The sequence below is a fragment of the Pseudomonas sp. StFLB209 genome (assembly GCF_000829415.1).
GTDB lineage: Bacteria > Pseudomonadota > Gammaproteobacteria > Pseudomonadales > Pseudomonadaceae > Aquipseudomonas.
This window is the reverse complement of record NZ_AP014637.1, coordinates 2,450,879-2,463,590: the sequence shown is the minus strand read 5'-3', so window position 1 is coordinate 2,463,590 and position 12,712 is coordinate 2,450,879. Positions and strand designations below refer to the sequence as shown.

Here is a 12,712-nt window from a genome sequence, read left to right as displayed (position 1 = left end):
AAAAGGCGGCGCCTGCCGCCTGCTGCTTTCGTTTTAATGGTCGCCGAGAATAGCGCATTTTCGGCCGCGCTTTAACGGGGAGCGAGCTCGGCCAGACGGCCCAGGATCTCCAGCACCACCATTCGCGGCGGCCGCTCGTCGGTTTCGATCACCACATCGGCAATCTCCCGGTACAGCGGATCACGCAGGGCCAGCAGATCAGCCAGCACCTGAGCCGGATTGGCAGTGCGCAACAGCGGACGATTGCGGTCACGGGCCGTACGACTGACCTGCTGTTCGACCGAAGCATGCAGATAGACCACCCGGCCGCCGGCATGCAGTGCCTTGCGGTTTGCTTCGCGCATCACCGCCCCGCCGCCGGTTGCCAGTACCAGCCCATCGGCAGCACAGAGTTCACCAATCACCGCCTGCTCACGCTCACGAAAGCCGGCCTCGCCCTCCCGATCAAAGATCCACGGGATGTTGGCACCGGTACGCAGCTCGATTTCCTTGTCCGAATCCTTGAACGGAAGTCGCAGTTCTTTGGCCAGCAAACGACCGATGGTGCTTTTGCCTGCCCCCATCGGCCCTACAAGTATTAGATTTCGCACAGAATCAACGACCCACAGCAATCGCCTGGTTGTTCATGATGCGTGGTGTCAGAAATACCAGAAGCTCGGATTTTGAATCAGACACCACGTCACGCCGGAAAAGGCGGCCAACATACGGCACATCGCCAAGGAATGGCACTTTTTCTACAACTTTACTTTGAGTGTTGGAAAACACGCCGCCAATAACAATAGTCTCGCCATCGGAAATCAGCACCTTGGCGTTGACCTCGTTTTTCCTGATCGGCGGCACACCCAGCACGGCATTGAGGTAATCCGGCTCGTCCTTGGTGACCTTGACCTCCATGATGATGCGGTTGTCCGGGGTGATCTGCGGGGTGACCTCCAGTGACAGCGAAGCCTCCTTGAAGCTCACCGTGGTCGCGCCACTGGAGCTGGACTCCTGATAGGGAATTTCGGTGCCTTTGAGGATCTTGGCGGTTTCCTTGTCAGAGGTGACAACCTTGGGCTGGGAGACGATCTCGCCGTTACCGCTCTTTTCCATGGCACTGAGTTCGAGGTCGATCAAGGTGTTGCTGGTCATGAAGCCGATGCCGAAGCCCGCCGTGGCATCCGGCGCGCCGAGATCGACGAACGGGATGTTGCGGTTCGAAGCAGCCGTACTCGTACCCGATGAACCCACATCGGTAGTGGCGTTACTGCCTCCCGAGGTGCTGGCGGAGGTGAGGTTGTCATCCAGACCGTAGCCGATCCATTTGCCACTGCCACTGGTCCGGCTGCCGCCCCAGCGAACGCCCAGCGCCTTGTCGTAATCGACGTTGGCCTCGACGATGCGCGCTTCGATCATCACCTGACGCACCGGAATGTCCAGTTGGGCAACGATGCGCCGCAGCTCATCAAGACGCTCTTGGGTCTGATAGGCAATGATGTTGTTGGTGCGCTCATCCACGGTGATCGAGCCACGTTCCTCGACCTGAGCCTCGGCACTGGTCACTGACTGAAACAGCTTGGCAATATCCGCAGCCTTGGCGTAGTTGACCTGCAACAACTCACGACGCAGCGGTGCCAGCTCGGCGATCTGCTTTTGCGACTCCAGTTCCTGGCGCTCACGGGCGGCGATCTCGTCGGCCGGCGCCACCAGCAACACATTACCGATCTTGCGCTTGTCCAGGCCCTTGGTCTTGAGCACCAGATCCAGCGCCTGGTCCCAGGGCACATTCTGCAGACGCAGGGTAATGCCGCCCTGTACGGTGTCGCTGGCGACCAGGTTGAGGTTGGTGAAGTCGGCAATCAATTGCAGCACCGACCGCACATCAATGTCCTGGAAGTTGAGTGACAGCTTCTCGCCGGTATACACAGGTTTGTCCGCCGCACGGCGCTCCAGATCCTGATTGGTCAGAGGGCGGACGCTGATGGTCAGGCGGTTTTCGGTCTGATAGGCGGAATAGTCATAGGCCCCGGACGGCTCGATGCTGATACTGGTCTTGTCACCCGAGGTGGTTGCCGTGACGAACTGCACAGGGGTGGCGAAATCCTTGACATCCAGCCGTACACGCAAAGGGTCAGGGAGCTGGGTCTTGGCGAAGTCGACAAAGATTTTACCGTTGCGCTCCTGAATATCCGGAGCGATGCCAGCGCTGCTCAGGTCGATGAGAACATTGCCCTCACCCAGCTCACCACGCTGAAAATCCAGATTGCGTACGGCCCTGGCCCCTGGCGCGATGGCCACCCCCGAGGCGACTGCGGCAGGCCTGGCGGCGCCACTCGCAGCGGGCGTAGCGCCGCGTGCTGCAGCTTGCGCCGTGCCCGGCTGGGAGGCTTGCGCCGCGGCGGCGCCCTGGCCGATGACAACGAACAGGTTATTGCCCTCAACCCGGGTGCTGTAGGGCGACAGGGTGGTCAGGTTGATGATGATTCGGGTACGGTCGTTGGCCTGCACCACGACAACGCTACGGGCATTACCGGTCCCCAGGTCGCGGCTGCGGTTGGTCAGCTGGGTGTTGACCCCGGGCAGGTCGAGTGCAATGCGCGCCGGCTGCTCGGTGGTGTAACCGCGAGGCGCAGCCACCGGAGCGTCGAACGCCAGTTTCAGTTCGATACGGTCTCCGGGCAGCGTGGCGACATCGAGCGTCTTGAGCGTGGCAGCCTGGACTATCGGAGCGACCATCGCAATCCATAGCGACACGCCGATAATCGAGAGAATCCTGGTCATGTTCAATTTCCGTTGTGCGGTGTTATGCATGCTTGGCCTTGCCCACTTCATGAGCGCTCTTTGAGAGGGATACTGCGCGGCCTTTCCAGCCAGCCCCCTTCCCCGTCAGGAACGATTTCAACGACTTCGACCTGCGCGTCACTGACCGACACAATACGGCCATTGCTACGCCCCAGATAGTCACCCACTTTGACCCGATGCACACCGCCGGCCCCGCTCAGCAGCGCGAATGTACCCGATTCATTACCTATCGTTCCGACCATTTCAAAGGTCTCGATATTGAAGCCTTCAAGAAACTGCTTGACCCGCGTCTCGTCCGGTTTGACCAGGCGCGAGCCGCGCTGGCGGTTCAGCGCATCAATTTTGACTGGCGGCTGAAAGGGGCTGCGCAAGCTTGAAGCGTTATAGGTAAAGGCTTCATAGGGCCTGAATTTGGGCAGTGCCTCGATGGTGCCGGTCGGCCGCGCCCTGGCATCCTCGACGAATACGGTCAGGTCAGAGTGATCATCGCTACCGCCACAACCTGCCAGCCCCAACACCGCCAGGCTGACGCACCACAGACGCGCCGCCTTCATTTTTTCAGCCCTTCATCGTTGTAACGATACGTCTTGGCGAGGATATTCATACGCAATTTGCTGTTGCTCTTGGGGTCGACCGGCTTGATCTCGAAGTCATGCAGGGTGACGATCCGCGGCAGACTCGCCACGCCGCTGACAAAGGTGGCCAGGTCGTGATACCCGCCCACCACCGTAATCTGGATCGGCAGTTCGATATAAAACTGTTGGGCCGCCTCAGGCAACAGCTTGATCTCTTCGAACTCCAGGCCGCTCCCCAACCCGGTGCGGGTGATGTCTTCAAGCAGCCCCGGCACCTCGGTATCACTGGGCAACTGCCGCAGCAGTGCACCAAAGGTATTTTCCATCTCGACCATCTGCTTCTTGTAAGGCTCCAGGTTTGCCGCCTGGAAGGCCTTGGCAGTGTATTGCTCCCTGAGTACGCCTTCGTTGGTGCGCGCGCCTTCGAGGCGGTTTTCCAGATCCTGAATATAAAAGAAATAGCCCAGCGCCAGCACCAGCATCATTAGCAGCCCACAGGCTGCCACTTTCACGGCCGCCGGCCACGACCCCAGATTGCTCATGTCCAGGTCGTTGAGGTCGATCTTGCGCAGGCCGTCCATCCATTCGGAGAAATTCACGGCGTGGCTCCTTCTGCCTCGGCGGGCTGGGTCTGGCGCACCGTCAACTGGAAGACATTGGTCTGGTCCGTAGCGTTGGCCTTGACCTCGATAAGTACGGGGCTTTCGAACCAGTCAGAAGCATCAAGATTACGCATCAGATCGGAAACGCGGTTGTTCGATTGCGCAACGCCGTTGATGGCAATCAGGTTGCCGGTCATTTTGACGTCGGAAAAATACACATCGTCAGGCAAGGTCCGCACCAACTGATCGAAGACGCGACCAATCACCGGCCGGTTGCCTTGCAGGTCCTGAATGATTTTCATCCGTTCGAGCAACTGCTTGCGGCGCGCTTTCAATTCGCTGATTTCCTTGATGCGCACGTCGAGCTGGGCCAGCTCACCCTGCAGGAAGGTGTTGCGTGCGTCCTGCTGATCAATGGCGTGGCTCAGGCCCTGGTCGATGAACAACACGATTGCCACCGCGACCACCAACGCCCCCACCAGCGCGGTGACAAAACGCTTCTTGCGCTCCTCGCGCTGTTGCTCGCGCCAAGGAAGAAGGTTGATCCGTGCCATCAGTCAAAACTCCTCATGGCCAGACCACAGGCAAGCATCAACGCTGGAGCATCGCTGGCCAGGGCCCCGGCATTGACCTTGGAACTCAGCGCCATATCGGCAAAAGGGTTGGCGACCATGGTCGGCACGCCGAGGCGCTTCTGGATCAGGTGCTCAAGACCGGCAATCGAAGCCGAACCGCCGGCCAGCATGATGTAGTCCACCGAGTTGTGCTGGCCGGCCGCAAAGAAGAACTGCAAAGAGCGCGAAACCTGCTGCACCATGGCGTCCTTGAAGGGCTCCAGCACCTCGCTGCCGTAGTCATCCGGCAGCCCGCCCTGCTTCTTGGCCAGCCCTGCCTCGCCCATCGACAGACCATAACGGCGCTGGATTTCCTCGGTCAGTTGCTTGCCACCGAACAACTGCTCACGGGTGTAGATGATGCGTCCCTGGTGGAGCACACTCAGCGTGGTCATGGTCGCGCCGATATCGACGACCGCAACGGTGAGCATTTCATGGCCTTTGCCCAGTTGGGCCGACAACAGGCTGAACGAGCGCTCCAGCGCATAAGCCTCGACGTCGACGACCCGGGCGGTCAGGCCGGCCAGCGCCAGGGCGGCTTCGCGGACCTCGACGTTCTCCTTGCGACACGCGGCCAGCAGGACCTCGACGCGCTCGGGGTTGCGCACCGAATACCCCTGCACCTCGAAATCGATGGCGACCTCTTCCAGCGGGTAGGGGATGTACTGGTCGGCTTCGAGCTTGAGCTGGTTCTCCATGTCATCATCCGACAACCCGGCATCCATCTCGACCACCTTGGTGATCACGGCAGACCCCGCCACCGCCACCGCCGCATTCTTGACGTTGGTACGGGCCTTGACCACGACGCGCCCCAACGCGCTTCCGACGCCTTCGAGCTCGGCAATGTTCTTTTCAACCACAGCATTGGCCGGCAATGGTTCGACCGCATAGGACTCGACTTTGTAACGGCTGCCGGAACGACTCAGTTCGAGGAGTTTTACCGCAGTGGAGCTAATATCGATCCCTAGAAGGGTGTGGGCCTTCTTGCTGAAGAGTTCGAACACGACCTGATTCCTATGCGTTTTCCGTCACTTACGGAACGTTTTGGGCACGACAGCGCCATAGACAGGCATGACATTAGCGCAAATCACGCCCGGAGACGAAAAATGCTTATAATGCCGGGCGCTTTTTGTTCACCAAACGCTTGCGACTGTATTGATTTGTTGATGCCCGCGCCCCTCTCATCTTCTTTTCTGGAAATCCAAAAGCCTTGATACGCCTGCTGAAGTTTTTCTGGTGGTCCCTCGTTGCAGTGTTCTGCTCACTGTTGCTGGGCCTGAGCGGAGCCTTTCTCTACCTGAGCCCGAACCTGCCCTCGGTTGAAGCCCTGCGCAGCATCCAGTTGCAGATCCCGCTACGGGTCTACAGCAGCGATGGCAAGCTGATCTCCGAATTCGGCGAAATGCGCCGCGCCCCAGTGCGTTTCGCGGACATTCCACCGAACTTCATCAATGCCCTGCTGGCGGCCGAAGATGACAACTTCGCCAACCACTACGGCGTGGACCCTTCCAGCCTGGCACGTGCAGCCAGTGAGCTGGTCAAGAGCGGCCATATCCAGTCGGGCGGCAGTACCATCACCATGCAGGTCGCGAAGAACTTCTTCCTGACCAGTGAGCGCAGTTTTTCGCGCAAAACCACTGAAATCCTGCTTGCCCTGCAAATCGAACGCCAGCTGACCAAGGACGAGATCCTTGAGCTGTACGTGAACAAGATCTACCTGGGCAACCGCGCCTACGGTATTGAAGCGGCTGCACAGGTCTATTACGGCAAATCGATCCGCGACGTCAGCCTGGCGCAAATGGCAACCATCGCAGGTCTGCCCAAGGCACCTTCACGCTTCAACCCACTGGCCAACCCGGCCCGCGCCAAAGAGCGCCGCGACTGGATTCTGGGGCGCATGTACCACCTCGGCAAAATCTCGCAAAGCGCCTATCAGGCCGCACTGAGCGAGCCGATGAACGCCAGCTATCACGTTCCGACGCCGGAAGTGTACGCCCCTTATATTGCAGAAATGGCCCGCGCCGAAATGGTCGGCCGTTATGGCAGCGAGGCCTATACCGAAGGCTTCCGCGTTACCACTACGGTGCCCAGCGATCTGCAGGAACACGCCAACAATGCTGTGCGCCAGGGCCTGATCGAGTATGACCAGCGTCACGGCTATCGTGGCCCGGAAAGCCGCTTCCCTGGCCTGACTCGCGCGGCATGGGTCCAGGAACTGGAGAAACAGCGTCCGGTCAACGGGCTTGAGCCCGCCATCGTCACCCAGGTCGACAAGACCGGTCTGCGCGTGTTGACCCGCAACGGCGAGAAAGAAGAACACGTCGATTGGGCCAGCATGAAATGGGCCCGCCCCTACCTGAACACCAACAGCATGGGCGCCAACCCTCGCCAGGCGGCTGACGTGGCCCAGGTGGGCGACCTGATCCGGGTCCTGCGCCAGCAAGACGGCACGCTCAAGTTCACCCAGATCCCGGCTGCACAGAGCGCCCTGGTATCGCTGGACCCGCGCAACGGTGCGATCCGTGCCTTGGTAGGCGGCTTCTCGTTCGAGCAAAGCAACTACAACCGCGCCATGCAGGCCAAACGGCAGCCGGGTTCGAGCTTCAAACCGTTCATCTATAGCGCAGCGCTGGACAATGGCTATACCGCTTCCAGCCTGGTCAACGACGCGCCGATCGTGTTCGTCGATGAAGCTGTCGACAAGGTCTGGCGCCCGAAGAACGACAACGGCACCTTCCTTGGCCCGATCCGCCTGCGTGAAGCACTGTACAAGTCGCGCAACCTGGTCTCGATCCGCCTGCTGCAACAACTGGGCGTGCAGCCGACCATCGACTACATCACCCGTTTCGGTTTCGCCAAGCAGGACCTGCCGCCCAACCTCTCGCTGTCGCTGGGCACCGCAACCCTGACGCCGATGGAGATCGCTACAGGCTGGGGCGTGTTCGCCAACGGCGGCTACAAGGTCAGCCCGTACCTGATCCAGACCATCGAAAACCGCGACGGCCAGGTTCTGTTCGCCGCCAACCCGGCGACCGTACCGACCACCGAGGTCAAGACCGCACCGGACACCTCGACCTTCGCCGTACACGACACGCCGCCGATCGAAACCCTGACCCCTGCATCAGCCACTGACAATCCGGCCCCGGTGGTCGCCGAGCGGGTGGTCGACAGCCGGACCACCTACATCCTCAACAGCATCCTGCAGGACGTCATCAAACGCGGCACCGCACGTCGGGCACTGTCGATGAACCGCCCGGACATCGCCGGCAAAACCGGCACCACCAACGAGTCAAAGGACGCCTGGTTCTCCGGCTACAACGCCGACTACGTGACCACCGTCTGGACCGGCTTCGACCAGCCGGAAAGCCTGGGCCGGCATGAGTTTGGCGGGACCGTCTCGCTGCCGATCTGGATGGACTACATGAGTGCTGCGCTCAAAGACAAACCGCCGCACCAGCAAGCCGAGCCCGATGGCATCCTCAGCCTGCGGGTCGACCCGATCAGCGGCCGCGCCGCCACACCAAGCACGCCCAATGCGTTCTTCGAGCTGTTCAAGAGTGAAGACACGCCCCCGAGCGTCAACGAACTGGGCGGCAGCGTACCGGGCAGCCCGCTGCCGGCGGATGAGGCGGCACCCATAGACCTCTTCTGATCGACCTCGTAGGACCGGCTTTAGCCGGGAAGCCTTCGCGGCTAAAGCCGCTCCTACGCCCATAAAAAAACCGGCCATCAGACCGGTTTTTTTTGGGGGTTGCTGTCAGCCGTTGAACACGTCGTCAACGCTGGTCAGCGGGTAGTGCTTCGGATACGGCAGGGTCGCTACACCGCTTTCGATGGCCGCTTTGGCCACCGCGTCGGAAATCACACTCAGCAGGCGCACATCCAGCGGCTTGGGAATGATGTACTCACGACCGTATTCCAGCTTCACGCCGCCGTAGGCATCGCTGACTTCCTGAGGCACCGGCAGTTTGGCCAGTTCGCTCAGTGCCTTGGCTGCGGCGATTTTCATTTCTTCGTTGATGCGCTTGGCGCGTACGTCCAGGGCACCACGGAAAATGAACGGGAAGCCCAGGACGTTGTTGACCTGGTTCGGGTAGTCCGAGCGGCCGGTGGCCATGATCACGTCGCTACGGGTTTCGTGAGCCAGCTCCGGCTTGATTTCCGGGTCCGGGTTCGAGCAGGCGAACACGATCGGGTCACGAGCCATGCGCTTGAGGTCTTCAGCGCTCAGCAGGTTCGGACCAGACAGGCCAACAAACACGTCAGCACCGTCAAGAGCGTCACTCAGAGTGCGCTTTTCGGTTGCGTGGGCAAAGGCTGCCTTGTACTGGTTCAAGTCGGTACGGCCGGAATGAACGACGCCGGAGCGGTCGATCATGAAGATGTTTTCAATCTTGGCGCCCATGCTCACCAGCAACTTCATGCAGGAGATGGCCGCAGCGCCGGCACCCAGGCAGACGATCTTGGCGGTGTCGAGGCTCTTGCCGACGATTTCCAGCGCGTTGATCATGCCGGCTGCCGTCACGATGGCAGTACCGTGCTGGTCGTCGTGGAATACCGGGATGTCGCACTGTTCGATCAGGGCCTTTTCGATCTCGAAGCACTCAGGTGCCTTGATGTCTTCCAGGTTGATGCCGCCGAATGTGATGGAGATGCGCTTTACGGTATCGATGAAGGCTTGCGGGCTTTCAGAATCGACTTCGATATCGAACACGTCGATGCCAGCGAAACGCTTGAACAGAACCCCTTTGCCTTCCATGACCGGCTTGGAAGCCAGCGGCCCCAGATCGCCCAGGCCCAGAATGGCGGTGCCGTCGGAAATGACTGCTACCAGGTTACCCTTGCCGGTGTACTTGTAAGCCAGTTCAGGATCACGGGCAATTTCACGTACAGGTTCGGCAACGCCAGGGCTGTAAGCCAGCGACAGGTCACGGGCAGTTGCAGTTGGCTTGGTCAGTTCCACGCTCAGTTTTCCCGGACGGGGATTGGCGTGATATTCAAGCGCAGCGGTTTTCAGATCGGACATGTTATAGGATTTCCGCTTTATTACGGTGGGACAGACGAACCGTCGAGGATACGCAAGATGCATAATCCTCACAAGACTGGTCAGTCACTGCTGTCAAGAGGGCGAATGTCGGGATTGCATTTCTGGAATAGATAATGTCGCACTAATGCAAAATCTGACCGAATCCTGCTATCAATTCGGTGTTTCAAGCCTCTGCGGGGCTGGATTGTCACCCGCCAACACGCTTGCCATGACTCTAGACCACTCTGGCACAGCCGTTTGCCAGAGTTGCATTTGCCCTGTCCGAACCGGACTGCGTCGAAGTGACGCAGCGCCTGAATACCCAATCGAGCAAACGACAGACATGAAAAAGGCGCCCGCAAGGGGCGCCTTTTCGAGTTGCCAGGACCGGCCCGAAGGGCCGTCCGGGAACCGCGATTACTGTGCTTTGGCAGCGCCGAAAGCACCGAAGCGGGACTTGAAGCGGTCAACACGACCACCAATGTCCAGAGTCTTCTGCTTGCCGGTGTAGAACGGGTGGCACTCGTTGCACACGTCCAGGCTCAGAGGCTTGGCCAGGGTGGAACGGGTCTTGATGACGTTACCGCAGCTGCAGGTGGCGTCGATCGCTTCGTAAACTGGATGGATATCGGCTTTCATGGGGACTTCCTCGAATGGCGGGCCGCCACCCGACACTATTGTCGGATACCGCACGCAAAATAGGCGGCAAATATTACCAGACAATTGCCATTACGCAAACGAACCTTAAAGCCGACTGTCGTCTGTTACCATCGCCCATCCGCCCCCGATTGCCATACGGAATTGCTCGCGTGCCCGACGTCATCCTGCGCCTTGCCCTGCCTTCGCCGCTGCGCCGCCTGTTCGACTACCGCGCCCCGGCCGGTACGCCGCGCAACGCACTGCAACCGGGCATGCGCCTGCGCGTACCGTTCGGGCGCCGGGAAATGATCGGTGTATTGGTAGAAATCAGCGATCACAGCGAAGTGCCCGCCGACAAGCTCAAACCGGCCATTGCCCTGCTCGACAGCCATTCACCATTGCCGCCGGCGCTGTTCAAGCTGTGCCTGTGGACCGCGCAGTATTATCAGCACAGCCTGGGCGACACCCTGAGCTGGGCACTGCCGGTGCTGCTGCGCCAGGGCGAACCGGCCGAGAGCCGTCAGGAACGGTTCTGGCAGGTGACGGCCGGTGCCGACCCACAGGATCCACGCATCAGCAACGCCCCGGCACAACGTAAAGCCCTGGCCACCCTGGCGCAGCACCCGCATGGCGTGGCTCATCAGCTACTCGACAAGCTGATGCTGAACAAAAACAGCCTCAACCTGCTGCTGGCCAAAGGGCTGGTCGAGGTCCAGGTACGCAGCCAGGCGCCTGCGCCGCGTCACGAACACTGGCTGGCCCAGCCCGAACTGCCCCTCAACGACGAACAGCGTGCCGCCTGCGAAGCGATTCAGGCTGGCTTTGGCAGTTTTCATGCCTGCCTGCTGGCAGGCGTCACCGGCAGCGGCAAGACCGAGGTGTATCTACAACTGATCCACCAGACCCTGATGGCTGGCAAGCAGGCGCTGGTACTGATCCCGGAGATCAACCTCGGCCCCCAGACCCTGGCGCGCTTCGAGCAACGCTTCAATGCCCGCATCGCATTGCTGCATTCGGCGGTCAATGACCGTGAGCGCCTCGACCACTGGCTGGCGGCCCGCGATGGTGACGCCGACATCATTATCGGCACCCGCTCGGCGCTGTTCACGCCGATGAAAAATCCGGGGCTGATCATCATCGATGAAGAACACGACGGTTCCTATAAACAGCAGGAGGGCTTGCGCTACCACGCCCGCGACCTGGCCATCGTCCGCGCCCGCCAGGAAAACATCCCCATCGTGCTCGGCTCGGCCACACCGTCACTGGAAAGCCTGCACAACGCCTACACCGGTCGCTATGGCCTGCTGCGCCTCAACCAGCGCGCCGGAGGGGCCAAACAGCCCCGCTTCCTGCGCCTGGACGTCAAGAGCCGGCCACTGGACAGCGGTATTTCCGGGCCGATGCAACAGGCCATCGGCCAGACCTTGAGCGCAGGTCAGCAAGTGCTGGTGTTCCTCAACCGCCGCGGCTTTGCCCCGACCCTGCTGTGCCATGACTGCGGCTGGCTGTCAGGTTGCCCGCGCTGCGATGCGCGCATGACCGTCCACCAGCGCTCTGGCGAACTGCGCTGCCATCACTGTGGGTACTCCGAACGGGTACCGCGCCAGTGCCCGTCGTGCGGCAAGGTCGATCTGCGCCCCATCGGCGCCGGCACCGAACGCGCCGAGGAGCGCCTGGCGATTCTGTTCCCCGATTACCCGGTGTTACGGGTCGACCGCGACAGCACCTCGCGCAAAGACGCGATGAACCAGCTGTTTGCCACCATCCAGCGCGGTCAGCCGTGCATCCTGGTCGGCACCCAGATGCTTGCCAAGGGTCATCACTTTCCACGGGTCACGCTGGTGGCGATCCTGGATGCCGATGGCGGGCTGTTCTCCGGCGATTTCCGCGCCAGCGAGCGCATGGCGCAATTGATCGTCCAGGTGGCCGGGCGCGCAGGGCGTGCCGAAGAGCCAGGCAAGGTGATTATCCAGACCCATCTGGCCGACCATCCGCTACTCGTCCAATTGACCGAACAAGGCTACTTCGCCTTTGCCGAACAGGCCCTGAGCGAGCGCCGCGGCGCTGGTCTGCCGCCCTTCTCGCACCTGGCACTGCTGCGCGCCGAAGCCCACAAACCCGGACAGGCCGAGCTGTTTCTGGATCAAGCCTGCGCCGAGGCCGAGCAACTGCTGGAGCAAATCGATCCCGGCGGCATCGAACTTCTTGGCCCGGTTCCGGCTCCGATGGAACGCCGCGCCGGACGCTATCGGGCACAACTGTTGGTCCAGGCCAATGCCCGCGCACCGTTGCATCGACTGCTCAGTAGCTGGCTGCTGATCCTCGAACAGATGCCCAGTGGCCGCCAGGTGCGCTGGTCGTTGGACGTTGACCCGGTCGACCTGTATTGAAACGAAACCGACACGGGCATGCGTCAAGGTTGGCAAGCCCGCCCCGGCCACGGATAATGTGCAGTTTTTCCACCCGCGCATCCAG

Annotated in this window: 10 protein-coding genes; 2 read left to right on the top strand and 8 right to left on the bottom strand. The window is 60.7% G+C overall.

The annotated features are described in order from the left end of the window. Nucleotides 1–71: 71 nt before the first annotated feature. Genes aroK through PSCI_RS11265 form a run of 6 tightly spaced genes read right to left on the bottom strand, consistent with a single transcriptional unit; the run spans nucleotide 72 to nucleotide 5,576 of the window. Nucleotides 72–590, bottom strand: coding sequence for a shikimate kinase AroK (gene aroK, locus PSCI_RS11290; protein ID WP_045494141.1), 519 nt, complete (start codon nucleotides 588–590; stop codon nucleotides 72–74). A gap of 4 nt (nucleotides 591–594) precedes the next feature. Further along, nucleotides 595–2,760 (bottom strand): type IV pilus secretin PilQ, encoded by a 2,166-nt coding sequence (gene pilQ, locus PSCI_RS11285; RefSeq protein WP_045486527.1) that lies wholly within the window; start codon nucleotides 2,758–2,760, stop codon nucleotides 595–597. Nucleotides 2,761–2,807: 47 nt separating this feature from the next. Beyond that, nucleotides 2,808–3,335 (bottom strand): pilus assembly protein PilP, encoded by a 528-nt coding sequence (locus PSCI_RS11280; protein WP_045486523.1) that lies wholly within the window; start codon nucleotides 3,333–3,335, stop codon nucleotides 2,808–2,810. After that, nucleotides 3,332–3,955 carry a type 4a pilus biogenesis protein PilO gene (pilO, locus tag PSCI_RS11275; RefSeq protein WP_045486520.1) on the bottom strand — a complete coding sequence of 208 codons (624 nt, stop codon included), beginning with the start codon at nucleotides 3,953–3,955 and terminating at the stop codon, nucleotides 3,332–3,334. The genes PSCI_RS11280 and pilO overlap by 4 nt, the downstream gene beginning before the upstream one ends. After that, nucleotides 3,952–4,512 carry a PilN domain-containing protein gene (locus PSCI_RS11270; protein WP_045486517.1) on the bottom strand — a complete coding sequence of 187 codons (561 nt, stop codon included), beginning with the start codon at nucleotides 4,510–4,512 and terminating at the stop codon, nucleotides 3,952–3,954. The genes pilO and PSCI_RS11270 overlap by 4 nt, the downstream gene beginning before the upstream one ends. Further along, complete coding sequence (locus PSCI_RS11265; protein WP_045486514.1) at nucleotides 4,512–5,576, bottom strand: pilus assembly protein PilM; 1,065 nt, start codon at nucleotides 5,574–5,576, stop codon at nucleotides 4,512–4,514. Before PSCI_RS11265 ends, PSCI_RS11270 begins: the two co-directional genes overlap by 1 nt. A gap of 209 nt (nucleotides 5,577–5,785) precedes the next feature. Here PSCI_RS11265 and PSCI_RS11260 point away from each other — a divergent pair, with 209 nt between their 5' ends. After that, the gene (locus PSCI_RS11260; protein WP_442965469.1) at nucleotides 5,786–8,224 is read left to right on the top strand and encodes a penicillin-binding protein 1A; all 2,439 of its coding nucleotides are present in this window, start codon (nucleotides 5,786–5,788) and stop codon (nucleotides 8,222–8,224) included. 105 nt (nucleotides 8,225–8,329) lie between these two features. On the opposite strand, the gene PSCI_RS11255 is transcribed toward PSCI_RS11260, so the two are convergent. Together PSCI_RS11255 and rpmE are read right to left on the bottom strand one after the other, a co-directional pair. Further along, nucleotides 8,330–9,598, bottom strand: coding sequence for a malic enzyme-like NAD(P)-binding protein (locus tag PSCI_RS11255; protein WP_045486508.1), 1,269 nt, complete (start codon nucleotides 9,596–9,598; stop codon nucleotides 8,330–8,332). A gap of 417 nt (nucleotides 9,599–10,015) precedes the next feature. After that, the gene (gene rpmE, locus PSCI_RS11250; RefSeq protein ID WP_045486504.1) at nucleotides 10,016–10,237 is read right to left on the bottom strand and encodes a 50S ribosomal protein L31; all 222 of its coding nucleotides are present in this window, start codon (nucleotides 10,235–10,237) and stop codon (nucleotides 10,016–10,018) included. 170 nt (nucleotides 10,238–10,407) lie between these two features. On the opposite strand from rpmE, the gene PSCI_RS11245 reads away from it, so the two are divergent. After that, complete coding sequence (locus PSCI_RS11245) at nucleotides 10,408–12,627, top strand: primosomal protein N' (protein WP_045486501.1); 2,220 nt, start codon at nucleotides 10,408–10,410, stop codon at nucleotides 12,625–12,627. The last annotated feature ends 85 nt before the right edge of the window (nucleotides 12,628–12,712 follow it).